Genomic DNA, 24,091 nt, shown 5'->3' with positions numbered 1-24,091 from the left:
CCCGGTGCGGTGTACCAGCGTCGCTCAGGCGCTGCCGACCTCGTCGGACTGCTGCGCGTCACGGGCCTGCGGTACGGGGCTGCCGTTGCTGGCCGCCGGGTTGGCGGCGGGGCCGGTGGCGGAAGTATCCGGCGTGCCAGCGGTCGCTGTGCCGGGTCTACCGCCGGTCGAGGCACCGGGGGCGGCTGCGACGGCGGCGATCGCCGCGTCGAAGCGCTCCTCGGCCGGCCACCGCAGCAGCGCCAGGGAGATCACCACCGCGCCGGTGAGGCTCCACAACCCGACCACGGTCGGGATGTCGAACCGGTCGGCGAGCAGACCGGTGACCAGCACCGCAGCTCCCTGGCCGACCTGGATGCCGGTAGCGATCACGCCGAACGCGCGGGCCCGGTAACCATGCGGTAACGCCTGGACGAACAGCCCGTTGGTCACCGGCAGTAGGCCGGCCACCGCGAAGCCGCAGACCCCGGCGAGGATCGCCACCACCGGCGGCGAGGGGTCGAGCAGGGTGGGGACCAGCGCCAGCGGAGCGATCACCGCGAACGGTCGGATCAGTCTGCGCCGACGCCCCGGACGGACCAGCCGGCCGATCAGCAGGCCGCCGACGATGTAGCCGGTCGGGCTCGCCGCCATGATCATCGCCTGGGCGAGACCCCGCTCGGAGTCGGAAACCCCCGGCTCGGCCGCCCAGGCGGCGGCCAACCCCTCCGGCACGATGGCGAACAGCGGGACCGTCCAGACCAGGATCGCAATGGCCCGCAGCACGTCGGTACGCCACACCAACTGGAAGCCCTCGGCGGTTTCGCGGAGCAGATGCTGGCGGCGGTCCGGGGCGGTGGCCGCCGGACGGGCCCGGACCCCGAGCCGGATCACCAGGGCCGAGACGGCGAAGGTGGTGGCATTCAACAGCAACGCAGCCCGTGGGTTGACGGAGGCGATCGCCGCGCCGGCGACGTAGCCGCCGACCTGGGCGAGCTGGCCGGTACTGGCGATCAGCGACAGCCCCACGATCAGCCGGTCACCGGTCAGCACGGTCGGCATCAGCGCGGACCGGGCGGCCTGGTTCGGCGGATTCGCCAGTGTGGTGCAGAACAGCAGGCTGATCATCGCCCAGACCGGCAGGCCGGGGGTGGCGACCACGGCGATCAGGGCCATCCGGATCAGATCGGTGGTCATCATCACCCGGTGGTACGGGTGCCGCTCGGCGACCGTGGTGAGCAGCGGACCACCGATCAACCAGGGCAGGAAGCTGACCGCGAAGGCGGCGGCCGACAGGGCCACCGACTCCGTCTCCCGGTAGACCAGGACGGTGACCGCTGCCTTCGCGATGTAGTCGCCGATCCAGGACAGCGCCACCGAGACGAAGAGAAAGCGGAACTCATCCGCCGCGAACACCTCGCGGAAGGTCGCCGGACTCCCGGCGGTTTGTGCCTCGTCGGACACGGACGGCGCCTCCATCGTTCTCGGCGGCACCCGCTCGTGGCGGGTACTACCGGGGAACGTCCCGGACGTACGGCTGAGCGAAGTGGTGGTGACACTCCGATGACACTCGTCCCGGATCATGCCCGATCGGGTGACATCTGGCTAGTGTGAACGGCTAGTTTGTCGTCACTCCGACTAAACATTCGGATGACAACCAGTTCGCCATACGGTGCATAGCCCCTGCTAGTCGGCCGAGGCGGGCGCGTCGTCCCGGCACTCGGACGCGTCGTCCCGGTGACCGGTCAAGTCGTTCCGCCCTGGCCGGGCTCCTCCTGCCCACCTCCCGACCCACGGGCGACGAACATCCGCCCGGCCACGATCTGTGCCGAGATCCCGGAGGTGTGCAGTGCCGCGGCCAGTTGACGGCGCAACTCGCGGCCCACCACGAACTGCCCCTCGGCGGTGGTCTTGGCGACCGTACGGATCACCGCGCCGTCGACCGTGACCTGCTCGACGCCGAGCACGTCCGGCGGCTCCACGAAGTGGCCGGCCATATTCCCATCGGCGGCCACCCCAAGGGCGGCGGTACGCAGCACCGCAGCGGCCTGCTCGGTGTCGGCGAAGCCGACCGGCATGTCGACCACCACCATGGCCCAGCCCTGGCTCTTGTTGCCGACCCGGATGATCTCCCCGTTGCGGATGTACCAGAGCACGCCCCGGGCGTCCCGGACCGTGGTGATCCGCAGACCCACCGCCTCGACCACGCCGGTCGCCTCGCCAAGGTCGACAATGTCGCCGACGCCGTACTGATCCTCCAGCAGCATGAACAGCCCGGCGAGCAGGTCCTTCACCAGCGTCTGCGCCCCGAAACCCAGCGCGATGCCGGCGATGCCGGCGCTGGCCAGCAGCGGGGCCAGGTTGAAGCTCAGCTCACCCAGCACCAGCAGTACGGCGATCCCGAACACGGTCGCGCTCACCGTGCTGCGCAGCACCGAGCCGATCGCCTCGGCGCGTTGCCGCCGCCGTTCCGGCATCACCACCGGCCCGGCCGGCGGGGTCCGTTCCCGCAACGGCCGCAGGATGGTCGGCCCGGCGACCGTCGAGGTACTGGTCACCAGCCGGCGGATGGCCCGGTGCAGCAGGTACCGCAGTACCACCGCGACCGCGATGATCAGCACGATCCGCAGGGGTTTGACCAGCAGCCAGAAGCTCCCCTCCGCCAGCCACGGCAGCCCGGTCCAGTCGAGCACCTGACTGCAGACCGGGTCGTCGTCGGGGCACACCGGGCTCACCGAGGGCTGCGGCTCCGGTTGAGCCCACTGGTACGGCGGGTCGGTTGCCGGGTCGGGAGGCTCGGGGTCAGCGGGGGCGGGCGATCGTGCGGTCACCGTCAATTCGTACCGTACCGCCCTGCCCGGTCGGCGGCCGACCCGCACTGTCGGCCTGACCAGGTGGAACACCACAGCGACCGGCCATCGGCCGAACGCCCGAGGGGTCAGGCCCGAATAGTACGTGCATTCGGGTCATCAATCGGGGACTATTGGCGCACGGGCGCTGGCGATTCGCCAGCGCCGGTCGCGGTCCGACCTTCGGTCCGCGTCGAGTCGCAGTCGGCACTAGGAGCGGGTGGGAACACAACCGAGAGGGTGAGCGGGATGCCTGACATACGACCCACGGTGGGCTCCGGTTCGTTGGTGCTCAACGCGACGTATGAGCCGCTGTGTGTCGTATCCGTACGCCGGGCCGCGATCCTGGTCCTGTCCGCCAAGGCGGTCTGCGTCGCCGACGGCGAGGGCATGCTGCACAGCGCCCGGCACTGCCTGCCGGTGCCGTCGGTGGTACGGCTCACCCGCTACGTACGGGTGCCCTACCGGACCCACGTCGGACTTTCCCGCCGGGCCATCTTCGCCCGCGACGGCTGGCGGTGCGCGTACTGCCGGGGTCCGGCGGAGACCATCGACCATGTCTTTCCCCGCAGCCGTGGTGGCCGGCACATCTGGGAGAACGTCGTCGCCGCCTGCGCCCGCTGCAACCACAGCAAGGGCGACCGGACCCCGGCCGAGCTGGGGTGGCGGCTGCCATCCCCGCCGGCCGCCCCGAAGGGCACCGCCTGGCGGGTGCTCGGGCACCGTGCGCCGGATCCGCGCTGGGCCGACTGGCTCGACCTGTCGTCCGAAGCCGTCGCCTGAGCCGGTGCGGGCCGGCTCAGGCCGCTGTTGGCGGCTGCGGGCCGGTACGGGCGGCTGCGCAGGTCAGCCGTTCTGGGTGCCGACCAGTGACGCGAAGACGACGACGTTGTCCGCGTACCCGGTGGCGCCGCCGACCCACTGACCACCGCAGGTGATCAGACGCAGCCCCGGGTGGCTGAAGTCGTCGTACACCCGGTCCGCCGGCAGCGACGACTTGTCGAACTGCTCGACCGAGGTGACCTCGAACAGCGCCACTGACCGGTCCATCCGGCGGACCTGGATCTGCGCGCCCGGGTGCAGCGTGGCGGCCCGGTGGAACACCGACGGCCCGGTACTGGTGTCGACGTGGCCGACGATGACCGCCGAGCCGTTCTCGCCCGGCGTCGGGCTCGCCACGTACCAGCCGGCCTCGTTGTGCCGGTTCAGCTCGGGCACCGCGATCGTGCCGTCCTCAGCCAGCCCGACATCGTGCACGGCGGCCTGCAGGTTCAGTGCCGGGATGGCGAGGCTGACCGGGTCGCTGGCGCCCAGCGGCGGGTGCGTCTCGGGCGTCGCGCGGTGTGCTCCGGGCAGCCACTGCCCGAGCGGGGTGCCGGTCACCCGTTCGAAGCCGAACCCGGCGACAAAGACGCCTGCCACGATCAGCACCAGCGCGACCGGGCTCCACCGCGACGGCACGTCCGGTCGTCCCCGGTAGCCGCCCAGCGCGGCCCGCCGGTCGGCAGCCGAGGGCACCCGGCGTCGACCCGGACGCAGCGACCCGAACCCGGGCCAGCCCCGCCGTTGCCGGGGTTGGCCGTGCGGTGGACGACGGCCGGCGGCGGATCCGTTGCCGCCGCCGCGTCCGGCGGCACCCGGCACCGCCGCCACCCCGCGCAGCGGGGCACGGGCCACCCCTCGGACGGTGCCGGGGCTCGCCGGGTACGCCGTCGGGCGGTTCGCCGCCCCGTCCGTCGTCTGATCCGCCGGCTCATCCGGTCTTGTCGGCCTCGGCTGACCGTAGGTCGACACCCGGGGTGCCACCGTGTGCGCCGTGGTACCGGCCGCCGTGACCTGGGTCAGGAACGGGAGCAGCCAGCCCCCCGGACGGCCGCCGGCCGGTGTGGGACGGACCACCTGCCTGCCCGCTGGTCACGCGCCGGAGTCGGCGCGTCGGCGGCGCATCGCGAGCAGCCCGATCCCGGCACCCAGCCCGATCGCGGCGATGCCGCCGACCAGCAAGGCCGAGCCGCCGGAACCGGTGCTGGCCGACGCGGTGCCGCCGCCACCGGCGTCCGGCCCCCGGGTCGGGTGGGCGGTGCCGGTCACGGTCAGGGTGGTCGTCGCCGTGTTCCCGTTCTGACACTGCAGGTCGACCGGGTAGCGCCCAGGCCGCTTGCTGCTGGGCACGGTCACCTGACCGGTCAGCACGTCCTGGTCCGGCATCACGATCACCCGGCCGAACGCGTCCGACTCGACCGTCGCCTGGCTGGTGTTGTCGTCGCCGCAGCTGGCCCGGACGGTCACCCGGCCACCGGCCTGCACGGTGCTCGGATCGGCCTCCACGTAGGTGCTGCCCGCATGCGCCGGCGACGCGTCGACCCCGGCCGCCACCGTGCCGATCAGCACGGCGGCGGCGAGCCCGGCCAGCGTCCGGACCGGATTGCTCACTCTGCGCATGATCTCCCCCCGACTGTGCCCCGGCCGGCCGTGTCTGCCCCGTCGCCGCTGCGGCCGGCCCGGCCGTGCCGGCACCGTCGGCGCGACCGGTGTGCCGCACCGACGTTCGGAGCCTGCTGGCCCGACTTCCCGTCCCGGTGCCGGCTATGCCTCCCACCTCCGGGTGATCCCGCACCGGGATGACGCGTCAACGGGTGACCTGCCAGGATCGGTCAATGTCGCAGATCCATGATCTGACCGCGTTGGAGCAGGCCGTCGCGATCCGCCGGGGCGAGTTGAGTGGCATTGAGATCGTCGAGCACTACCTGGCCCGGATCGACGCCCACTCGGACACGGTGGGGGCGTTCGTCACGGTCACCGCGGAGCACGCCCGGGAACAGGCCCTCGCCCTCGGCCGGGTCGCGCCCGGCATCCGGTCCCGGCAGCACCCCGGCCCGCTGTACGGCGTACCGGTGGCGATCAAGGACCTCACCCTCACGGCCGGGGTCCGGACCACCTTCGGCTCGGCGGCGTTCGCCGACTACGTGCCGAGCGTCGACGCGGACGTGGTCCGCCTGCTGCGTGCCGCCGGCACCGTCAGCCTCGGCAAGACCACCGCCGCCGAGCTGGGCTGTTCGCTCTACACCGAAGGGGAGGTGGCGCCGCCGGCGCGTAACCCGTGGGACCTGGCATGCACCGCCGGCGGCTCCAGCGGGGGAGCGGCGGCGGCGGTGGCCGCCGGGCTGGTGCCGTTCGCGCAGGGCTCGGACGGCGGCGGTTCGTGCCGAATCCCGGCCGCCCTCTGCGGTTTGGTCGGCTACAAGCCCACCCGGGGGGTCGTCTCCGGCGGCCCGCTCGGTGCCGGCGGGTTCGGTCTGCCCAGCCACGGACCGATCGCCCGGACCGTCGCCGACGCTGCCGCGATGCTCGACGCGATCGCGGTGCCGGTGCCCGGTGAGCCGTACCTGGCACCGCCACCGCCGCCCGGCGGCTATCTGGCGGCGGCCCGTCGCGCGGACCCCGGCCGGCTGCGGATCGGCCGGTTCACCACCCCGATGCTCGCCGACGAACCGGTGCATCCGGACTGCCTGGCAGCGGTGGACACGGCGGCCGCGCTGCTCGCCGACGCCGGCCACGAGGTGGTCGACGTCCCGGCGCCGCTCGGCCCGGACCTGTGGCCGCTGTTCGAGACCGTCTGGTACGTGCTCGCGCTGGCCCCGGTGCCACCGGAACGAGAGGCGCGGCTGCTGCCGTTGACCCGGCTGCTACGCCGCCGGGGCAACGCGATCAGCGCCGCGACGCTGGTCGCCACCCTGGCCGAGCTGCAGGTCCAGGTACGCCGGGCGATGCACGCGGTGGTCGGGCTGGACCTGCTGCTGTGCCCGACGTTGAGCGCTCCGCAGGCCCCGGTCGGCTGGTTCACCGAAACGGGTGACCCGGCCGAGGACTTCGACCGGCAGCGGCGCTTCTCGCCGTACTGTGCGGTGTTCAACGTCACTGGGCAACCGTCGGTGTCCGTCCCGGTGGCGCAGAGTACGGCCGGGCAGCCGGTGGGGGTTCTGCTGACCGGCCGCGGTGGCGCGGACGCCACCGTACTGGCCGCGGCCGCTCAGCTGGAGGAGCGGACCGGCTGGCCCGGTCGGCACCCGGAGATCTGGCGGGCCGGGCCCTCCGCTACCGTGAAGGCGTCTGAGCCGGAACGGGCTGGCGGTGTGGCCAGGTCCACCACTCCAGACATCCGCTGAGTCCCTTGAACCGATGCCGGGGGGCGTTGAGATTGTCTGTTACCAACACGGTGCTCTTCTTCGTCGTGATCCCGGCGGTCATCGTGCTCGTGGTGGCCGGTCTGGCGATGATCGGCGGGCGTGGCGGCGCGGACCGCCGCTACCGGCCCGGCCGGCAGTTCGACTTCAGCCCGGTCTGGTACGTCTCGTCAGGCGACCGGTCGACCGGGACCCCGGCGGCGGCGCTGCCGGCCGGCACCGAGCCGACGGCGATCGAGTCGACCAACCTCGGCGGCGGGCAGCCGCGTCCGGGCGCGACGGGAGGCGCAAGTGACCGTTGGTGAGCAGGCCCACGAGCAGTCCAGCGAGTCCACCCGGACGAGCGCTACCCTGCCGGGGCCGTTCGGCACCCGGCAGCTGCTCCGGCTCGACGAGGCGTTGCGGCTGGCCGACTCGGCCACCGGACTGGCGTTCAGCATCTACGTCGGCGAGCTGGAGGAGCCGACCCGGGAGTACGCGGTGACGCTGCACCGGCAGCTCACCGACCCGGACGACGCGGTGCTCATCGCCGTGTCGCCGAATCAGCGGGTGCTGGAGGTCGTTACCGGCGCCGAGGCCCGTAAGCGGATCCCGGACCGGGACGCGAAGCTCGCCGCGCTGTCCATGGTGGCGTCTTTCGGCGGCGGTGACCTCGCCGGCGGCCTGGTCAGCGGGATCGACCAGCTGGCGTCCCGGGCCGGCCGCGCCTGACGGACCCGGCCTTACCGGATCTCCCAGTCACCGTCGCCTGGTCAGGGGACCAGCACGGCGCGGCCGTGGATCTTCCCGTCCCGCAACTGCTGGTACGCCTGCACCGCCTCGGCCAGCGGGAAGGTCTGCACCTCGGCGCGGAGCAGACCCTGGCGACCGAGGGCGATCACCTCGGACAGCTCGGCGAGGGTGCCCCAGAACGGGATGACCGCGCTGGTCTCCATCGGCACCGGCGGCGGGCCTTCGACGGTCGCCGCGATCCGCAGCGTGCCGCCGCCCAGGCCGACCATCGTCAGGTGACCGCCGGTGGACACCACCTGCCGGGCGGTGTCCAGGGTGGCGTCCACGCAGACGAAGTCGAGCACCACGTCGGCGCCGTCCGGGGCCGGGCCGGTGAGCTCACGGATCTGGTCGACCGCCGCCGGACCGGCCTGCACGGTGTGGTGTGCGCCCATCCGTTTGGCCAGCCGCAGCGCGGCGTCGCTGGTGTCCACCGCGATGATCGTGACGGCGGTGGTCACCGCCAGGATCTGCACCGCCATGTGGCCGAGGCCGCCGACACCGATCACCACCGCGTGGGTGCCGGGCCGCAGCGCGTCCCGGCTGAGGGAGATCGCGTGGTACGGGGTGAGCCCAGCGTCGGTCAGTGGTGCCGCCTGCACCGGATCCAGCCCGTGCAGCGGCAGCAGCCGGTCCGCCGGCACCACCACGTGGTCGGCGAGCCCGCCGTCGCGGCTGATGCCGACCCCGCCGACCGTTACGGTGCGGCACTGGTTCTCCAGCCCGCGCAGGCAGGCCCGGCAGCGCCCGCAGCCGATGATCCCGTACACCGCCGCGGTGTCCCCTTCGGCCCATCCGGTGACCCCCGGACCGAGCTGGGCGACCCGGCCGGCGATCTCGTGGCCGATTGTCATCGGGGTCGGGAAGACCCCGGCGGGCGCGTCGAGGATGTGCAGGTCCGAGTGACAGGCGCCGACCGCCGCCGTGGCCAGCAGGATCTCGCCGGGGCCGGGCTCCGGTGTCGGCACGTCGACGAGTTCGAGGGTGCCGGGCGCGGTGAGTTGGATGGCACGCATGCCCTCAGCGTCGGCCAGGTTCGCGCTTCGCGTCCGCCGAACCGCCCCGGATCACCCACTGCGGCTGAGCCGCCGCACGCGGAGGTACGGCCGGCAGCCAGCGACGCGCTCGGGCTTGCTTCGGGGGACCCGATGGCCTTCCGGGGACGTGATGCCGCAGGTGCATCTTGATGCATCTCTGGCATCAAGCTCGACCGGTACTCCCGGCCCGGCGGGGTGACACTGCGTCCAAGCTTCCTCGCTTCTGGTTGGTCGCCGCTGCATGCAGCCCGGCCCACGTCCGGCCGGGCACGCCACGTTACATCGACAGGGCTCGGTTCCGGATCGGCGGACCCCTTTCGGGAAGTCCTCCAGGAGTGTTGACCTTGGTGGGAGTCGTGTTGGCGGCGCTGGGTGGGTGGTGTGTCGGCTTCTTCACGTTCCGGTTGAAGCAGCGGTGGTGTCCGAGGTGCGGGCAGATCTTGCGGTGTCCGGAGTGCGCACCTCGGCATTCGATGCGGTTCAGCCCGACCGGGCCGTCCAGTCTGACTGGTGCGGTCGGTGCCGGTTCGGCTGCCGCTGTGGGTCGGGCGGCGGTGGATGCTACCCGGGTCAACCGGGGCCGGTGGTCGCGGTGATGGAACAACTGCGGGAGCTGGGCGGGTGCGGTTGTCAAGTGGTCGAGCGGATGACCGGGGCGGCGTTCGACCTGCCCGACGTCACGGCGACGGAGTTGTTCGACCGGTTCCTGGTGTGGACGTGGCGGCCATGCTGACCGTACGGGCCGCCACGGCCGCCGACGTCGAACCCCTGGCCGAGTTGTTGGCGCAGTCGTGTGTGCTGGATCCGGTGGTGTCCTGGCTGATCAATGATCACGCGCTGCGGTATCTGACGATGCACCGGTTCTTCTCCGCCGAGGTGGAGTTCGGCGTCCGGCATGGCATCGTCGACGTCGTCGGCCACTGCGACGCCGGTGGCGATCTGGTATCCGCACCCGTTCGACCGGCTGCTCGGTGCGGAGCATCAGCGGCGCAGATTGCGGGCCTGCGGTGACCGGCACGGCCCGTACGCGCACTACACGCTCACCTCCGGCCGCCTGGAAGCGACTGGCCGGCACCACCATCTGGCATGCCGGCGGTGGTAGAGGCGAGCAGCCCACGCTCCCAGGCCTTCTACCTGCGCCACGGCTACCGGATCGTACGGGTCGCGCACCTGCCGGCCGGCGGCCCGCCGCTGTGGGCGATGCGCCGGGGCGGCGCACCACCAGACCAGCCACCCATGGCCGCCGCCCTGCGCGTCGGCTGAGCCGGGGGACCGGAGAGCCGCGTCGAGGTGAGGCTGAGACACCTTGAATCTGCGTCTTAGGGTGTCTCAGCCTCACCTCGATGGCGGCTGGCGCGGGAGTCACTCAGCGGGCGGCGGCCGTGTCGGTCGCCCGTGCGGTCAACGCCCGGACCACCCCGTCGCGGCCCTCAGCGACCAGCCGGCGCAGCGGAGCCGGGTGACCGTCGCCGGCCAGCCATTCGTCCGTTGCCGCGACGGTCTCCTCGGAGACCAGGTACGCCGGGTATGCGAGCGTGACGAACTCCTGCGCCGGCTCGCTGTCCCGGGTGGCCCAGATCCGGCCCACCACGTCGAAGTACGCCGTCCGGTACGGCTCGGTCAGCTCCACCTGCGTCGAGTGCTGGAAGCCTTGCAGCAACGCCCGGTGCTGCCAGTTCGGCAGGCTGTCCGGCCCGGTCAGCTTGGCCCAGACGGCGGCCTTGTTGGCCGGGTCCGGCAGCAGGGCGCGGGCCAGCGCCGCCTCCCGCTCACCGCTGGCGGTCCGGTCCCGGGCCAGCTCCGCGTCGATCTGCTCGCCGGTGGCGGCACCGTTGGCGGCCAGCGACTGCAGCACCGTCCAGCGCAGCTCGGTGTCGATGGTCAGCCCCGGCACCACGTCTGCCCCGTCGAGCCAGCCACGCAGCACCGCCAGGTCGCCGTCGGAGCGGGCCGCCGTGGCGTAGCTGCGCGCCCAGGCCAGCTGGAAGCCGCTGCCGGGCTCCGCCGCCTGCAGCGCGGTCCGGGCGGTACGGGCCAGGTCGGCCCAGCCCTGCGCCGCCCAGCCCGGCTCGGCGTAGAACGTCAGGGTGTTGGTGGCCTGCCGCAGGGTCGCGGTCACCAGGTTGATGTCGGTCTCGTTGGGCAGCCCGGTGAGCACCAGGGCGACGTAGTCGCGTGCGGCGAGCTCCCCGTCCCGGACCATGTCCCAGGCCGCCGCCCAGCACAGCGCCCGCGCCAGCGACGACTCGAACGCGCTGATGTGCTGCACCACGTTGGCCATCGACGCCGGGTCGAGCCGTAGCTTGGTGTAGCTCAGGTCGTCGTCGTTGAGCAGCAGCACGTCGGCGGCGGGCAGCCCGGTCAGCCCGGTCAGCTCGGTGCGCTCACCGCTGATGTCGACCTCGACCCGGTGCCGGCGGACCAGCCGGCCGGCGGTCAGGTCGTAGAGGCCGACCCCGATCCGGTGGGTACGCAGCGTCGGGTGCCCGGCCGGTGCCTCCTGAAGCACCGTGACCTGCTGGTAGGTGCCGTCCGGGCCGACCGACAGCTCCGGCCGCAGCGTGTTGACCTGGGCGGTCTCCAACCACTGGGCGGCGAATTTGCGCAGCTCCCGGCCGGAGGCGGCCTCCAGCTCGGAGAGCAGGTCGTCGAAGGTGGCGTTGCCCCAGGCGTGCCGCTGGAAATAGGTGCGCAGACCGGCGAGGAAGGGCTCCAGACCGACGTACGCGACGAGCTGCTTGAGCACGCTGGCGCCCTTGGCGTACGTGATGCCGTCGAAGTTGACCTCGACCGCCTCCAGGTCCGGCATCTCGCAGTAGACCGGATGGGTGGAGGAGAGCTGGTCCTGCCGGTAGCCCCAGTTCTTGCGGACCGACAGGAAGGTGGTCCAGGCGTCGGTGAACCGGGTCGCCTCCGAGTTGCACCAGTGGCTGGCCCATTCGGCGAACGACTCGTTCAACCACAGGTCGTTCCACCAGCGCATGGTCACCAGGTTGCCGAACCACATGTGGGCAAGCTCGTGCAGCACGGTGTTGGCCCGCTGCTCGTACTCGAAATCGGTCACCTGGGAACGGAAGATGTAGTGCGCCTCGGCGTGGGTGACCGCGCCGAAGTTCTCCATCGCACCGGCGTTGAAGTCCGGCACCCAGATCTGGTCGTACTTGGGCAGCGGGTAGCGGACCCCGAACTGGGCCTGGAAGAAGTCGAAACCCTGCGCGGTGATCAGGTGCAGGTCGTCGACGTCGAGGTGCTCGGCCATGCTGGCCCGGCAGAAGTAGCCCAGGTCGACGCCGTCGTGGCTGCGTCGCACCTCGTGGTACGGGCCGGCGCACAGCGCGGTGATGTAGGTGCTCATCCGCGCCGACTCGGCGAAGTGGACGGTCTTGGTGTCCGGCCCGGCCGGCTCCTCGGTGGCCACCGGCATGTTCGAGATGACCCGCCAGTGGGCCGGCACGACAGCGTGCCAGGTGTAGACGCTCTTCAGGTCGGGCTGGTCGAAGCAGGCGAACACCCGCTGCGCGTCCGCGGTCTCGAACTGGCTGTACAGGTACGTCTCGCCATCGACCGGGTCGACGCTGCGGTGCAGCCCCTGCCCGCTGGCCGAGTAGATGAACTCGGCCTCGACGACCAGCGTGTTCTCCGCGGCCAGGCCCGGCAGGGCCAGCCCGGACTCGGCGGACCAGCCGGACGGGTCGAGCCGCTGGCCGTTCAGCGTCGCCGAGTGCAGTTGGTCCGCCGCGACCTCGATGAACGTGCCTGCTCCAGGCTCGGTGCAGCGGAAGGTGACCGTTGTTGTCGAACGGAACACCCGGCTGTCCGCGGCGCTGCCGGCGCCGGACAGGTCGAGGTGGATGTCATACCCGGTCACGTCGAGCAGGCGGGCGCGTTCGGCCGCCTCGACCTGGGTCAGATTGCGCACTCCAGCCACCGTGTGCCTCCGTCCAATCGTTCAACCGCCGACGTCGACGTCGGCGGCGTCGGGGACAGCTGGGAATGACCCCGTTCGGCCAAGTCTTTCACGTCGTGGGGGCCTGGCGAGGCCGGCCCAGATCCTGGACTTGCTGGGTTGGGGCGCCGTCTGGCGAGGTGACCCGGACAATGGCGGCGGACAGCCGCCGGACAAAGAAGAAGGGGAGTCTGATGTCCGACCGTCAGACCGTGGACATGTACTTCGATCCGATGTGCCCGTGGGCCTGGATCACCTCGCGTTGGTTGTTGGAGGTCGAACAGGTCAGGCCGGTCGACGTCCGGTTCCGGGTGATGAGCCTGGCCGTCCTCAACGAGGGCCGTGACCTGCCGGAGAACTACCGCGACTTCCTCGACCGCGCCTGGGGGGCGGTCCGGGTCGCCGTCGCGGTCCAGCAGGACCTCGACGACGCTGCGGTACGGGCCCTCTACACCGCGCTGGGCAACCGGATCCACCTGGAGAAGCAGCCGACCGGACCCGAGCTCTACACCGCCGCGTTGACCGAGGCCGGGCTGGACCCGGCGCTGGCCGCCGCCGCCGACGATCCGGCCTGGGACGGCCCGCTGCGGGCCAGCCACGCCGCCGGGATGGCCCCGGTCGGGATGGACGTCGGTACGCCGGTGATCCACGCCCCGGGCCCGGAGGGTGCCGGCCCGGTCGCGTTCTTCGGCCCGGTGATCACCCCGGTACCGCGCGGGGATGCCGCCGGCCGGCTCTGGGACGGTGTGCTGCTGGTCGCCGGGACGCCGGGATTCTACGAGCTGAAGCGGTCCCGCGAGGTGGATCCCACGTTCGACTGACCAGTTCGTCGGTGTCGGTGACGAGTTCCATGTCGCCCGGCGTGTCGCTGCGCGGCGCACGTGACGCGTCCCAGGCCACGTCGTTGCCCAGGATGTTCACCCCGCCGGCCCGGCAGGAAACCGGGTCACACCGACGCATCGGAGGTCAACATGCTGGTCGACATCGACTCCGACTACTGGGATCTGCCCGTGCTGCGCGAGGCGATCGCGGCCCGGGTCTGGGGCGTGGCGAGTGACGGCAGCCGGCACCGGCGGGAACCGTCGGTCCACGACACGGAGCGGGTGCCGGTCGCCGTACCGTCGGGGCTGCCGGCGTCGACGGTCGGCGCGGTCCCGGCGGCCCGGACCGGCGGCGGCCGGCACCGGCGCCCGACTCCGGTCGGATGATCCGGTCCGGCCGGTCACTGCGGCCACCGCCGTCGACAGCGGCCCGGGCAACCGGGCCGCTGTCCGTCACGCTGGTCCGGCGACCGGGCTGTTGTCCATCCGGTGGAAACGGCCGATGTATCGGTCGTCACAGCGGACCCCGCCGGTAGCGTCCGCGCCATGACGGTCGTTCACCCGATTTCCCGCGCCTGGATCACCACCGGCGAGACCGGCGCGCAGAACTACGACGAGTTCGCCGACGACGCCGAGATCACCGCGATCATCGAGGCGAATCCCCGTAGCGCGCTGGCGGTGGAGATGCCGCACCGGGCGCCGGACAGCCTCGGCCGGTCGTTCCTCGACTGCCTGCCGGCGGCCGCCGGGCGGCTCGGTGAGGCCCGGGCCGACGGCAGCTACACGCCGGCCGAGCAGGTCGCCGTGCTCTACCGGATCACCGAGCCGGCCAGCGACGCGGCGGCGTACGGCCTGTTCGTGATGGTCGACACCGATCAGATCTCCACCAGCGCCGACGAACCGGGTCTGGTGATCCGCAACGAGGACGTGTTCATCGCCAAGGTCCGGGAGCGGGTCGCGCTCGCCGAAGCGGTCGGACATCTGCTGTCGCCGGTGCTGCTGCTGCAGACCGGGCGCGGCGACGAACTGCACGCCGCGCTCGCCGCAGCGACCGAGGCCGCCGGCGCGCCGGCCGCGACCGATCTGGACCAGGCCGGCCGAACCCACGCGATCTGGCCGGTCGGTCCGGGAGAGCTGCAGCAGCGGCTCTGCGCGCTGGCCGGCGGCGGTGAGCTGGTCGTCGCGGACGGCAACCATCGCAGTCTGGCCGCGCAGACCGGCGGCCTGTCCCGCTTCCTGGCCGTGGTCACCACCCCCGCGTCGGTGGCCATCCAGCCGTACAACCGGCTGGTCAGCGAGCTGACCCTGAGCCCGGACGAGACGCTGGCCGGGCTGACTGACGCCGGTGCGACGGTGACCGCGCTCGACGGTGCGCCGACGGTGCCGGCTTCCGGCGGCGCGGTGCGGCTCTACCTGGCCGGACGCGGCTACCAGGTCACCCTGCCGACCACCGACGGTGACCGGGTGGACAACCTCGACCACGCCCTGGTGGAGCGGGTGCTGCTGCGCGGTGTGCTCGGCCTCGACCCGGGCGACAAGCGGATCACGTACGTCGGCGGCGACTATCCGGCCAGTTGGCTGACCGGCGAGGTCGACGCCGGCCGGGCCGAGCTGGCTGTGCTGATCGCCCCGGTCACCGTCGACGACTTCGTCGCGGTGAACCTGGCCCGGCAGAAGCTGCCCCGCAAGAGCACCTGGTTCACCCCGAAGGCGCGCGGCGGTCTGGTGCTGGCCGAGATCAGCTGAGCCGTCGAGGGCCGGCAGATCCGGCCGGTGAGATCGGCTGACCCGGCTGTGCGGCCGACCGACCGGCGCTGAGAGACTGCCGGTATGCGCGTCTACCTGGCAGCCGACCACGCCGGCTACGAGCTCAAGGTGCATCTGGTCAACCACCTCGCCAAGCAGGGGTACGAGGTGACCGACGTCGGGCCGCACGAGTTCGACCCGGACGACGACTACCCGGCGTTCTGCCTGCACGCGGGAACCCGGGTGGTCGCCGACCCGGGCAGCCTCGGGGTGGTGATCGGCGGCTCCGGCAACGGCGAGCAGATCGCCGCCAACAAGGTTCCCGGGGTGCGGGCTGCGCTGGCCTGGAACCTGGAGACCGCGCAGCTGGCCCGCACCCACAACGACGCCAACGTCGTCGCGATCGGCGCCCGCCAGCACACCCTCGACGAGGCGACCACGCTGGTGGAGGCGTTCCTGGCCACCGGGTTCTCCGGCAACGACCGGCACGCCCGCCGCATCGCCCAGGTCGGCGCGTACGAGATCGACCGCAAGCTGCCAACGCTGCCCTGACCCCGTTGGTCCGCAGCGGCACCTCTCGGTGCCCGGTGGGTCACGTCGGGACCGGCCGGTTCACCGCTCCCGGCGGGGCAGTTCCTCCCGGGGCACCCAGTGCCGGCGGACGATGGTCAGCGTCTCGTCGGCCCTGGTGAGGTCGTCCTCGCTGGGGCGGGACGCGTCCCGCGCCCGCAGCGCCGCCGAGATGCTGACCTGTGAGGTGCCGGAACCGACCAGTCCACGCAGGCCACGGTCGGCGTCCCGGTCGTCGCCGCCGGACCCGCCACCGGCTGAACGGCCCGACGTCTGCCGGCGTTGACGGTGCGTCGGCGGTGGCTCCGGGACGCGCTGCGACGGCTCCGGAGTACGTGGCCCCGGTGACTGCGGGCGCGGCCCCGGTACGGGCCTGCCGTCCGGCTCCGGCGTACCGTCCTGCTCCGGGTCGTGTACCTCGGCGGTGCTGGCGTTGGCTGGTCCGCTGTCGGGACGTTCCGTGGGGGCGCCGTGCCGGTGCCGTCGCCTGCGCCGTTCGAAGTCCGCCATCCGCCGACCGTACCGCGACCGGCTCAGAAGATCTCGATGCCGGCGGGGGCACGGTCCCAGCCGAACGCGGTGTTGGCCTCGGCCACCGCACCGTGGCGCAGCTCGCGTACCCGACCGGCGTCGGCCAGCGACCGCAGCGACGGTCCGCCCAGGTACACCGCCGCCAGGTCGGCCACCCCGCAGGCGAGGTCCGCCGGCTCGTCGGTGGGTACGCAGCGGGCCTGTTCCCGGTCGCCGGTCAGCCGCCAGCGGCCGGAGTTCTCCGGCAGCAGCGGATCGGTGACGTCGACGACCACGTCGACCCCGGTGGCGTACCGGCGGGCGGACAGCGCCGCCGCGACGTCGACCAGCCGCACCCAGAGGCTGTCGGCGAGCGCGGCACCGAGTTGCCGGGGCTCGTCGACCAGCTGGAACAGCGGCTCGTCCAGCGCCGCGAACCGGAAGGAGAGCGCCCGGCTGAGGTCGATGCCGGTGAGGAACCGCCACAGGGCCCGGTATCCGTCGACGCTGCCGGCCACCGCCTCGATCACCCGTACCCGGCCCTTCGGCCCATGGGCGTCCCAGTCGCTCACCGTACGCCACAGGGCGTAGCCGTCCGGGCCGGTCGGACCGTCGTGCAGCACGACCCGCAGCGCGGTCTGCCCGGACTGGCGGGCCGGGCTGTCGGCCAGCACGTACCGCCACCACCGGCCGTCCCGGCCGGACCAGCCGGGACGGCCGGGACGCAGCCGCTCGTACACCGCTGCCAGGTCGGGCCGTAGCTGCCCAGGGTCGCCGACGCGCAGCGACCCGACGCCAGGGCCAGCGGACGGGTCAGCCGGATCGAGCACCCGGGTCTCCCGCAGGTCGACATCCAGTTCCAGCCGCTGCGCGGCCATTCCGTAGCCGTACCGTGGGTAGATGCGGCCCTCGCTGGCCCACAGCACCGCGACCGGTTCACCGCCGTCGCGTAGTTCGCGCAGCTGGCGGTGCATCAGCCGGGTCAGCAGCCCACGCCGCCGGTGGGTCGGGGCGACCGCGACCATGGTGACGTGGGCGGCGGCCAGCACCGCGCCGGGCACGGTCAGATCCCTGGTGTACGCCCCGGCGTGCCCGACCACCCGGTCACCGTCGGTGACCACCAGTGACCGGTCCGGCTCAAAGACGCCCTGCTCGACGTCGTGCAGCTCCGGGTCCGGGTTCTGGTGGAAGGCCGCCAGCAGCAGCTCCATCACGGGGTTGAAATCCTGCGGCACGCCGGCCCGGATCGGAAGCGGTGCATCCATCTGCTCTGTCTAGCCGATCGGTGGCGGGGTCGGCGACCCATTTGCCGGCTCGCTACTCTCGGATGTGCGCGTCTAGATGGTACGGGGGTCCGCCCGCACCCGTGGGGAGGAAACATGGCAGATCGGCATACACCCTGGGCCGAGCGGACCGTGGAGGTGCCGCCGCAGCGTACGGCTGCCGGTGCAGCGGGCGCGGACCAGCCGACGGCACCCGACGCGGACCAGCCGACGGCACCGGGTGTCGCCGGCCTTTTCCGGCGCGGGGTGGCGCAGGTCGGCCGGGGCGGGCCGCCGCCGACCGCCGAGTTCACCGCGCCGCACGAGCCGACCGGCACGGGCTGGCCGTCGGAGGTCGGGCCGGGCTGGTCGGACGGCCGGATCCGGCCGCCCCGGCCACCGCTGAGTCAGCAGCTCGCCCAGCTGCGTCGCGGTGGCGAGTGGAGCGTGCTGGGTGGCCTGTTCGCCTTCGTCTGTTGGGGGGTCTGGGCCATCTCCGCCCGGGGGAACCTGACCAGCCCGGTGCTGACCTTCGTGCTGACGATGCTGGTCGGGGCGGGTCTGTTCGCGCTGTGCCGGGTGATCGGCCGGGTGGTGCTGGAACGCCAGCTGGGTCGGGTCCGGCACGGTGCCCGTGCCTCGCACATGGTGACCGGGGCGTACCTGATCGCCGTCGGGTTCGCCTATCTGCGGCAGACCGAATGGGTGGTCAGCGTCTGGAACTGGTTCGCTGGCTGGTTCTGACGTCCTGAGATCCTGGATTCCTACGTTGTGACCGGGCGCGGGACGTTCTGACCGAGCGCGGGAGCCGGGCCGGGCGGCTACCGTGACGGCATGCGCAGTCGCGGCGCGGTTCTCCTGGGCGTCTGGTGCCTTCTGCTGGCCGCCGGCCAGACTGCGGCCTTCGGCGTGGTCTGGTGGGTCTTCGTGCGGACCTGGCGCGGCCAGTGGCTGGACACCATCGCGCTGACCGGCAACTCGATCGGCCAGGACGAGGCGTACGGGCCGGCGAGCACGGTGCTCGGTGTGGTCTCGGTGGCCTCGCTCGCCCTGGCCACCGGAGTGATCGGGTTCATCGCGCTGATCCGGGGCCGGGTCCTGCTGGCGGTGGTCGCCACCGGGGTGATCGCCGGCTCCAACCTGACCACCCAGTGGGTGAAGTACGCCGTCGCCCGGCCGTCGTTCGGGGTCGACCCGGTCGACGCGAACTCGGCCAACAGCCTGCCCAGCGGGCACACCACGGTTGCCGCCTCGGTCGCGGTGGCGCTGGTCCTGGTGCTGCCGGCGGCACTGCGCGGCATCGGCGCCCTCGCCGGTGCCGGCTACGCGGCGGCCGCCGGGGTCGCCACCCTGTCCGCCGGCTGGCACCGGCCCAGCGACGCGGTGGCGGCGCTGCTGGTCGTCGGGGGGTGGGCGGCGGCCGGGATGCTCGCGCTCACGCTGGCCCGGTCGCCGGACGACGGGCTGCGCCCGAGCGAACACCACCCGATGTCGCTGGCGCTGCTGCTGCTCGCCGGGGTCGGACTGCTGGCGGCGGCCGGGGCCGCGATGGCGGTGACCGACCAGGTGGCCGGGCTGCCGCTGGAGGCGCTGAGCCGTCGGCGGCTGTTCGTGGCGTACGCGGGCAGCGCGGCGGGGATCGCCGGAACGGCAGCGGTCACCATGGCCCTGATGCTGGGGACGGCCGGCTACGCCGTACCGGCCCCGGCCCCGGCGTCCGCCGGCCCGGATCCGGCGGGTGGGAACAAAACCGGTTGGGGTGGAACCGATCGGGATCGAGCGACGTCTCAGCAGACATGACGATTCTTCGAGGCGTACGGGCGGCGGCCACCGCTGCCTCCCTGTTGCTGCTCACCGCCGCGTGCGGACAGAACCCGGGCACCGACTCGTCCACCGACGGCACTGCCGGCGGGTCGTCGTTGCCGGCCGACACGCTGGTCCTACGGGTGGACCACACCGGCGGTTTCACCATGCCGGCGGCGTTGCTGACCCGGCTGCCGGTAGTCAGTGTGTACGCCGACGGCCGAGTGATCACCCAGGGCCCCACCATCCTGGTCTACCCCGGTCCGGCCATGCCGAACCTGCAGGTCCAGACGATCAGCGCGGAGCAGGTCGACGAGCTGGTCAAGCAGGCGCTGGCCGCCGGGGTCGGCACCGAGCAGGACCTGGGCCGGCCGCCGGTGGCCGACGCGACATCGACCCGGTTCACCGTGCTGACCGAGGACGGCGTCGAACAACTCGAGGTGTACGCGTTGTCCGACGACACCTCCGGCGACGCCGGGCTGACCGACGAGCAGGTCGCCGCCCGGGACAAGCTGCGGGACTTCGCCGACTCGCTCACCGAGCTGTCCGGCGGTGTCGGCGCGGCACCGGAGGACTCCGAGCCGTACGTCGCGCACGCGATCGCCGCGGTCGCCGAGCCGTGGGTGGCGGTCGACGAGCCGGTCGACGCCAGCCAGCCCGAGGTGGCCTGGCCCGGCCCGGAACTGCCCGGCGAATCGCTGTCCGAGACGCTCGACCTCGGCTGCGTGACGGTCACCGGGGAGGCGCTGGAAGAGCTGCGGTCCGCAGCGGCGGACGCGACCACCGCCACCCCGTGGACGTCGGCGGGTAAGCGGTGGACGGTGACCCTGCGCCCGCTGCTGCCGGACGAGACCGACTGTTCGGACCTCACCGCCGCGGGCTGATTCCTCCCCAGCCCGCGCGGCGCGGTTTCAGTCGGTCTCGTAGCCGAGGTTGGGGCGCAGCCAGCGCTCCACCTCGGCGAGCGGCATCCCACGCCGGGCCGCGTAGTCCTCGGCCTGGTCCCGGCCGATCCGTCCGACGGTGAAGTACCGCGACGCCGGGTGGGCGAAGAGCAGGCCGCTGACGCTGGCCGCCGGGGTCATCGCCCCGGACTCGGTCAGCTCGATCCCGGCCCGCCCGGCGCCCAGCAGGTCGAACAGCTGCCACTTTTCGCTGTGGTCCGGGCTGGCCGGGTAGCCCAGCGCCGGCCGGATGCCGCGGAACCGCTCGGCGTGCAGGTCGGCCACATCCGGGTCGGCGTCCGGTTCGTACCAGTCCCGTCGGGCCCGCAGATGCAGGTGTTCGGCGAACGCCTCGGCCAGCCGGTCCGCCAGCGCCTTCACCATGATCGCCCGATAGTCGTCCTGGGCAGCCTCGTATCCGGCGGCCAGCTCCTCCGCGCCGTGCACGGCCACCGCGAAGCCACCGAGATGGTCCCCGGCCGGTGCCACGTAGTCGGCGAGGCAGCGGTTCGGCCGCCCGGCGGGTTTGGTGGTCTGCTGGCGCAGCATCGGGATCCGTACCGGCCGGTCGTTGTCGGTGCCGCCGCCCGGCGGGTCGGCCTGTCCGGCGGCGACAACCAGGTCGTCGCCCTCGGAATGGGCCGGCCAGAAGCCGTACACGCCGTGGGCCCGCAGCGAACCGTCGGCGATGATCTGGTCGAGCATCGTGTTGGCGTCGTCGAACAGTTCGCGGGCGACCGGCTGGTCCAGGATCGCCGGGTACTTGCCCTTGAGCTCCCAGGCGAGGAAGAGGAACTGCCAGTCGATCATCGGCCGCAGCTCGTCGAGGCGGGGCTCGACGTACCGTACGCCGGTGAACGCCGGCACCGGCAGATCGTCGAAGGACACCGGCTCCGCGTTGGCCCGGGCCTGGGCCAGGGTGAGCAGCGGCTGCCGCCGGTTGGTGTGCTGCTCGCGCAGCCGGTCCTGCTCGGCCCGGTTGTCGCTGTCGAACCGCTCCACCCGGTCGGCGCTGAGCAGGTCGGAGACCACCCCGACCACCCGGGACGCGTCGAGCACGTGCACGGTGCTGCCGTCGTACGCCGGTGCGATCCGTACTGCGGTGTGCTGCCGGGAGGTGGTGGCCCCGCCGATCAGCAGCGGCAGTTTCAGCCCGCGCCGCTGCATCTCCCCGGCGACCGTGACCATCTCGTCCAGCGACGGGGTGATCAGGCCGGACAGCCCGACCGCGTCGGCGTTCTCGGCGACCGCGGTGTCCAGGATCTTCGCGGCCGGCACCATCACTCCGAGGTCGATCACCCGGTAGTTGTTGCAGCCCAGCACCACCCCGACGATGTTCTTGCCGATGTCGTGCACGTCGCCTTTGACCGTGGCCAGCACCACGGTGCCCGGCCCGCCCTCGCCGGCGGTCGCCGCGGCCTCCTGCTGCCCGTCCGGTGCGTTCGCGGCGTCCTGCCGGGCCTGTTCCTTCTCCGCCTCCAGGAACGGCTCCAGGTAGGCCACCGACCGTTTCATCACCCGGGCGCTCTTGACCACCTGAGGCAGGAACATCTTGCCCGATCCGAACAGGTCACCGACGACCTTCATGCCGTCCATCAACGGCCCCTCGATCACCTCGAGCGGCCGGGCCGCCAGTTGGCGGGCCTCCTCGGTGTCGGCCTCGATGAAATCGACGATGCCGTGCACCAGCGCGTGCGACAGCCGGTCGGCGACCGGGGCGTCCCGCCAGGACAGGTCGACGGCGCGCTTCGTGCCGGAGCCGGAGACGGTGCCGGCGAACGTCACCAGCCGGTCGGTGGCGTCCGGACGGCGGTCGAACAGTACGTCCTCGACCAGCTCCAGCAGGTCGGCCGGGATGTCCTGGTAGACGGCGAGCTGCCCGGCGTTGACGATGCCCATGTCCAGCCCGGCCCGTACGGCGTGCAGTAGGAACGCCGAGTGCATCGCCTCGCGGACCACGTCGTTGCCGCGGAACGAGAACGACAGGTTGGAGATGCCACCGCTGGTGCGGGCACCCGGGCAGCGCTGCTTGATCAGCGGCAGCGCGTCGATGAACGCCTTGGCGTACCCGTTGTGTTCGCTGATGCCGGTGGCGACGGCCAGCACGTTCGGGTCGAAGATGATGTCGGTCGGGTCGAAGCCGGCCTTCCCGGTGAGCAGGTCGTACGCGCGGGCGCAGATGTCGACCTTGCGTTCGGTGGTGTCGGCCTGGCCCTGCTCGTCGAAGGCCATCACCACCACGCCGGCCCCGTACGCCCGGATCTTGCGGGCCTGGTCGAGGAAGACCTCCTCGCCCTCCTTGAGGCTGATCGAGTTGACCACGGCCTTGCCCTGTACGCACTTGAGGCCGGCCTCCAGCACGCTCCACCGCGAGCTGTCGATCATGATCGGAATCCGGGCCACCTCGGGCTCGGTGGCGATCAGGTTGAGGAAGGTCACCATCGCCTGCTCGCTGTCGAGCAGGTCGGCGTCCATGTTGACGTCGAGCAGGTTCGCCCCGCCTCGGACCTGGTCCAGCGCCACGTCGACGGCGGCCTGGAAGTCGCCTGCCTCGATCAGCCGCCGGAACTTCGCCGAACCGGTCACGTTGGTCCGCTCACCGATCATCACGAACCCGGTGTCCGGGCCGATCTCGAACGGCTCCAGGCCGCTGAACCGGCTGGTCCGCACCGGCTGCGGCAGCTGCCGCGGTGCCTTCCCGGCGACCGCCTCGGCGATCCGGGTGATATGCGCCGGTGTGGTGCCGCAGCACCCGCCGACCAGGTTGACCATCGCACTGTCGACAAACTCGCCGACCAGCGCGCCCGTCTCGTCGGGGGTCTGGTCGTAGCCGCCGAACGCGTTCGGCAGGCCGGCGTTCGGGTGGGAGGCGACATAGCTGTCCGAGATGCGGGCCAACTCGGCCACGTGCGGGCGCATCTCGGTCGCGCCGAGCGAGCAGTTCACTCCGACGACCAGCGGCCGGGCGTGCTCGACGGAGCGCCAGAACGCCTCGACGGTCTGCCCGGACAGGGTTCGTCCGGACAGGTCGACGATGGTCACCGAGATCCACAGCGGCAGCTGCGGCACGACTTCGCGGGCCGCCGCGATTGCCGCCTTCGCGTTCAACGTGTCGAAGATCGTCTCGATGAGCAGCAGGTCGACGCCGCCCTCGGCGAGCGCCGTCAGCTGTTCGGCGTACGTCGCCTTGACCCGGTCGAAGGTGACCGCGCGGTAGGCCGGATCCTCCACCCGGGGCGACAGCGACAGCGTGACGTTGAGCGGGCCGACCGAGCCGGCCACGAACCGGCCGCCGAACTCGTCGGCCGCCTGCCGGGCCAGCTGCGCGCCGCGCAGGTTCATTTCCGGCACGTACGCCTCCAGCCCGTAGTCGGCCTGGGCGATGCTGGTCGCGGTGAACGTGTTGGTGGTGGTGATGTCCGCGCCAGCGGCGAGATACTGCCGATGTACGTCGAGGATGACGTCCGGGCGGGTCAGGTTGAGCAGGTCCGGGTCGCCGGTGACGTCCCGGGGGTGGTCGACGAACCGGTCGCCGCGATAGTCGGCCGGGGTGAGACCGGCGCCCTGCAGCATGGTGCCCCAGGCGCCGTCGAGCACCGCGATCCGCTGACTCAGCAGCTCCCGCAGCGCCCGCTCGCTGTCGCCGGCACGTGACACATGACTCATCTG

The 24,091-nt window shown here is 72.3% G+C and carries 23 protein-coding genes; 14 read left to right on the top strand and 9 right to left on the bottom strand.

The window, feature by feature from the left end:
* Positions 1-24: 24 nt before the first annotated feature.
* Complete coding sequence (locus tag O7553_RS19650; protein WP_281551168.1) at positions 25-1,458, bottom strand: MFS transporter; 1,434 nt, start codon at positions 1,456-1,458, stop codon at positions 25-27.
* A gap of 266 nt (positions 1,459-1,724) precedes the next feature.
* Entirely contained in the window at positions 1,725-2,705 is a 981-nt protein-coding gene (locus O7553_RS19645) for a mechanosensitive ion channel domain-containing protein (RefSeq protein ID WP_281555671.1), read from the bottom strand.
* A 372-nt stretch (positions 2,706-3,077) separates the two neighbouring features.
* Here O7553_RS19645 and O7553_RS19640 point away from each other — a divergent pair, with 372 nt between their 5' ends.
* Positions 3,078-3,611 carry an HNH endonuclease gene (locus tag O7553_RS19640; RefSeq protein WP_281551167.1) on the top strand — a complete coding sequence of 178 codons (534 nt, stop codon included), beginning with the start codon at positions 3,078-3,080 and terminating at the stop codon, positions 3,609-3,611.
* Between the two features lie 63 nt (positions 3,612-3,674).
* Here O7553_RS19640 and O7553_RS19635 read toward each other — a convergent pair whose 3' ends face one another.
* Positions 3,675-4,505 carry a class F sortase gene (locus O7553_RS19635; protein WP_281551166.1) on the bottom strand — a complete coding sequence of 277 codons (831 nt, stop codon included), beginning with the start codon at positions 4,503-4,505 and terminating at the stop codon, positions 3,675-3,677.
* A gap of 237 nt (positions 4,506-4,742) precedes the next feature.
* Positions 4,743-5,270, bottom strand: a complete 528-nt coding sequence (locus O7553_RS19630) for a hypothetical protein (RefSeq protein WP_281551165.1) — start codon at positions 5,268-5,270, stop codon at positions 4,743-4,745.
* 215 nt (positions 5,271-5,485) lie between these two features.
* Between O7553_RS19630 and O7553_RS19625 the strand changes: the two genes are divergently transcribed.
* The 3 genes from O7553_RS19625 to O7553_RS19615 are packed head-to-tail and all read left to right on the top strand — an operon-like array spanning position 5,486 to position 7,723.
* A complete protein-coding gene (locus O7553_RS19625; protein WP_281551164.1) occupies positions 5,486-6,994 on the top strand; it encodes an amidase in 1,509 nt (502 codons plus the stop codon).
* A 50-nt stretch (positions 6,995-7,044) separates the two neighbouring features.
* Positions 7,045-7,317 (top strand): hypothetical protein, encoded by a 273-nt coding sequence (locus O7553_RS19620; protein ID WP_278174593.1) that lies wholly within the window; start codon positions 7,045-7,047, stop codon positions 7,315-7,317.
* Positions 7,304-7,723 carry a DUF5130 family protein gene (locus O7553_RS19615; protein ID WP_278170924.1) on the top strand — a complete coding sequence of 140 codons (420 nt, stop codon included), beginning with the start codon at positions 7,304-7,306 and terminating at the stop codon, positions 7,721-7,723. The genes O7553_RS19620 and O7553_RS19615 overlap by 14 nt, the downstream gene beginning before the upstream one ends.
* Before the next feature lie 41 nt (positions 7,724-7,764).
* Here the strand turns inward: O7553_RS19615 and O7553_RS19610 are convergent, their stop codons facing one another.
* A complete protein-coding gene (locus O7553_RS19610; protein WP_281551163.1) occupies positions 7,765-8,799 on the bottom strand; it encodes an NAD(P)-dependent alcohol dehydrogenase in 1,035 nt (344 codons plus the stop codon).
* A gap of 613 nt (positions 8,800-9,412) precedes the next feature.
* Here O7553_RS19610 and O7553_RS19605 point away from each other — a divergent pair.
* The 3 genes from O7553_RS19605 (at position 9,413) to O7553_RS19595 (ending at position 10,083) form a co-directional block, all read left to right on the top strand.
* Positions 9,413-9,553 carry a hypothetical protein gene (locus O7553_RS19605; RefSeq protein WP_281551162.1) on the top strand — a complete coding sequence of 47 codons (141 nt, stop codon included), beginning with the start codon at positions 9,413-9,415 and terminating at the stop codon, positions 9,551-9,553.
* On the top strand, positions 9,547-9,831 hold the full coding sequence (locus O7553_RS19600) for a hypothetical protein (protein ID WP_281551161.1): 285 nt from the start codon (positions 9,547-9,549) through the stop codon (positions 9,829-9,831). Before O7553_RS19605 ends, O7553_RS19600 begins: the two co-directional genes overlap by 7 nt.
* A gap of 75 nt (positions 9,832-9,906) precedes the next feature.
* Complete coding sequence (locus O7553_RS19595) at positions 9,907-10,083, top strand: hypothetical protein (RefSeq protein WP_281551160.1); 177 nt, start codon at positions 9,907-9,909, stop codon at positions 10,081-10,083.
* A 103-nt stretch (positions 10,084-10,186) separates the two neighbouring features.
* Here O7553_RS19595 and pepN read toward each other — a convergent pair whose 3' ends face one another.
* Positions 10,187-12,739, bottom strand: a complete 2,553-nt coding sequence (gene pepN / locus O7553_RS19590; RefSeq protein ID WP_281551159.1) for an aminopeptidase N — start codon at positions 12,737-12,739, stop codon at positions 10,187-10,189.
* 221 nt (positions 12,740-12,960) lie between these two features.
* Here pepN and O7553_RS19585 point away from each other — a divergent pair, with 221 nt between their 5' ends.
* The 4 genes from O7553_RS19585 to O7553_RS19570 all read left to right on the top strand — a co-directional run bounded on the left by O7553_RS19585 (position 12,961) and on the right by O7553_RS19570 (position 15,885).
* Positions 12,961-13,587: a DsbA family protein gene (locus tag O7553_RS19585; RefSeq protein WP_281551158.1), complete on the top strand. Its 627-nt coding sequence runs from the start codon at positions 12,961-12,963 to the stop codon at positions 13,585-13,587.
* A gap of 150 nt (positions 13,588-13,737) precedes the next feature.
* The gene (locus tag O7553_RS19580) at positions 13,738-13,974 is read left to right on the top strand and encodes a hypothetical protein (RefSeq protein WP_281551157.1); all 237 of its coding nucleotides are present in this window, start codon (positions 13,738-13,740) and stop codon (positions 13,972-13,974) included.
* A gap of 159 nt (positions 13,975-14,133) precedes the next feature.
* Positions 14,134-15,333 (top strand): DUF1015 family protein, encoded by a 1,200-nt coding sequence (locus O7553_RS19575; RefSeq protein WP_281551156.1) that lies wholly within the window; start codon positions 14,134-14,136, stop codon positions 15,331-15,333.
* A gap of 84 nt (positions 15,334-15,417) precedes the next feature.
* Positions 15,418-15,885 carry a ribose-5-phosphate isomerase gene (locus O7553_RS19570; protein ID WP_281551155.1) on the top strand — a complete coding sequence of 156 codons (468 nt, stop codon included), beginning with the start codon at positions 15,418-15,420 and terminating at the stop codon, positions 15,883-15,885.
* A 60-nt stretch (positions 15,886-15,945) separates the two neighbouring features.
* On the opposite strand, the gene O7553_RS19565 is transcribed toward O7553_RS19570, so the two are convergent.
* Both O7553_RS19565 and O7553_RS19560 read right to left on the bottom strand, forming a co-directional pair.
* Positions 15,946-16,413, bottom strand: a complete 468-nt coding sequence (locus tag O7553_RS19565; protein ID WP_281551154.1) for a hypothetical protein — start codon at positions 16,411-16,413, stop codon at positions 15,946-15,948.
* A 23-nt stretch (positions 16,414-16,436) separates the two neighbouring features.
* On the bottom strand, positions 16,437-17,678 hold the full coding sequence (locus O7553_RS19560; RefSeq protein WP_281551153.1) for a GNAT family N-acetyltransferase: 1,242 nt from the start codon (positions 17,676-17,678) through the stop codon (positions 16,437-16,439).
* Between the two features lie 114 nt (positions 17,679-17,792).
* Here O7553_RS19560 and O7553_RS19555 point away from each other — a divergent pair, with 114 nt between their 5' ends.
* From O7553_RS19555 to O7553_RS19545, 3 genes are all read left to right on the top strand, one after another.
* Positions 17,793-18,419, top strand: coding sequence for a hypothetical protein (locus tag O7553_RS19555; protein WP_281551152.1), 627 nt, complete (start codon positions 17,793-17,795; stop codon positions 18,417-18,419).
* A gap of 90 nt (positions 18,420-18,509) precedes the next feature.
* Positions 18,510-19,475 (top strand): phosphatase PAP2 family protein, encoded by a 966-nt coding sequence (locus tag O7553_RS19550; RefSeq protein ID WP_281551151.1) that lies wholly within the window; start codon positions 18,510-18,512, stop codon positions 19,473-19,475.
* A complete protein-coding gene (locus O7553_RS19545) occupies positions 19,472-20,362 on the top strand; it encodes a hypothetical protein (protein WP_281551150.1) in 891 nt (296 codons plus the stop codon). The genes O7553_RS19550 and O7553_RS19545 overlap by 4 nt, the downstream gene beginning before the upstream one ends.
* 27 nt (positions 20,363-20,389) lie before the next feature.
* Here O7553_RS19545 and metH read toward each other — a convergent pair whose 3' ends face one another.
* Positions 20,390-24,088: a methionine synthase gene (gene metH, locus O7553_RS19540; RefSeq protein ID WP_281551149.1), complete on the bottom strand. Its 3,699-nt coding sequence runs from the start codon at positions 24,086-24,088 to the stop codon at positions 20,390-20,392.
* Positions 24,089-24,091 lie beyond the last annotated feature (3 nt).

It is taken from the genome of Solwaraspora sp. WMMA2059 (genome assembly GCF_027497315.1).
In the GTDB taxonomy this organism is placed as follows: Bacteria; Actinomycetota; Actinomycetes; order Mycobacteriales; family Micromonosporaceae; genus Micromonospora_E.
The sequence above is the reverse complement of the archived record's forward strand: the minus strand, read 5'-3'. Positions and strand labels throughout refer to the sequence as shown.

Bases quoted from the DNA above. Each gene is read 5' to 3' on its own strand.
- O7553_RS19650 (WP_281551168.1), bottom strand. From the start codon at position 1,458: ATGGAGGCGCCGTCCGTGTCCGACGAGGCACAAACCGCCGGGAGTCCG.
- O7553_RS19640 (WP_281551167.1), top strand. From the start codon at position 3,078: ATGCCTGACATACGACCCACGGTGGGCTCCGGTTCGTTGGTGCTCAAC.
- O7553_RS19630 (WP_281551165.1), bottom strand. From the start codon at position 5,270: ATGCGCAGAGTGAGCAATCCGGTCCGGACGCTGGCCGGGCTCGCCGCC.
- O7553_RS19625 (WP_281551164.1), top strand. From the start codon at position 5,486: ATGTCGCAGATCCATGATCTGACCGCGTTGGAGCAGGCCGTCGCGATC.
- O7553_RS19610 (WP_281551163.1), bottom strand. From the start codon at position 8,799: ATGCGTGCCATCCAACTCACCGCGCCCGGCACCCTCGAACTCGTCGAC.
- O7553_RS19600 (WP_281551161.1), top strand. From the start codon at position 9,547: ATGCTGACCGTACGGGCCGCCACGGCCGCCGACGTCGAACCCCTGGCC.
- O7553_RS19595 (WP_281551160.1), top strand. From the start codon at position 9,907: ATGCCGGCGGTGGTAGAGGCGAGCAGCCCACGCTCCCAGGCCTTCTAC.
- O7553_RS19585 (WP_281551158.1), top strand. From the start codon at position 12,961: ATGTCCGACCGTCAGACCGTGGACATGTACTTCGATCCGATGTGCCCG.
- O7553_RS19580 (WP_281551157.1), top strand. From the start codon at position 13,738: ATGCTGGTCGACATCGACTCCGACTACTGGGATCTGCCCGTGCTGCGC.
- O7553_RS19575 (WP_281551156.1), top strand. From the start codon at position 14,134: ATGACGGTCGTTCACCCGATTTCCCGCGCCTGGATCACCACCGGCGAG.
- O7553_RS19570 (WP_281551155.1), top strand. From the start codon at position 15,418: ATGCGCGTCTACCTGGCAGCCGACCACGCCGGCTACGAGCTCAAGGTG.
- O7553_RS19565 (WP_281551154.1), bottom strand. From the start codon at position 16,413: ATGGCGGACTTCGAACGGCGCAGGCGACGGCACCGGCACGGCGCCCCC.
- O7553_RS19560 (WP_281551153.1), bottom strand. From the start codon at position 17,678: ATGGATGCACCGCTTCCGATCCGGGCCGGCGTGCCGCAGGATTTCAAC.
- O7553_RS19555 (WP_281551152.1), top strand. From the start codon at position 17,793: ATGGCAGATCGGCATACACCCTGGGCCGAGCGGACCGTGGAGGTGCCG.
- O7553_RS19550 (WP_281551151.1), top strand. From the start codon at position 18,510: ATGCGCAGTCGCGGCGCGGTTCTCCTGGGCGTCTGGTGCCTTCTGCTG.
- O7553_RS19545 (WP_281551150.1), top strand. From the start codon at position 19,472: ATGACGATTCTTCGAGGCGTACGGGCGGCGGCCACCGCTGCCTCCCTG.
- metH (WP_281551149.1), bottom strand. From the start codon at position 24,088: ATGAGTCATGTGTCACGTGCCGGCGACAGCGAGCGGGCGCTGCGGGAG.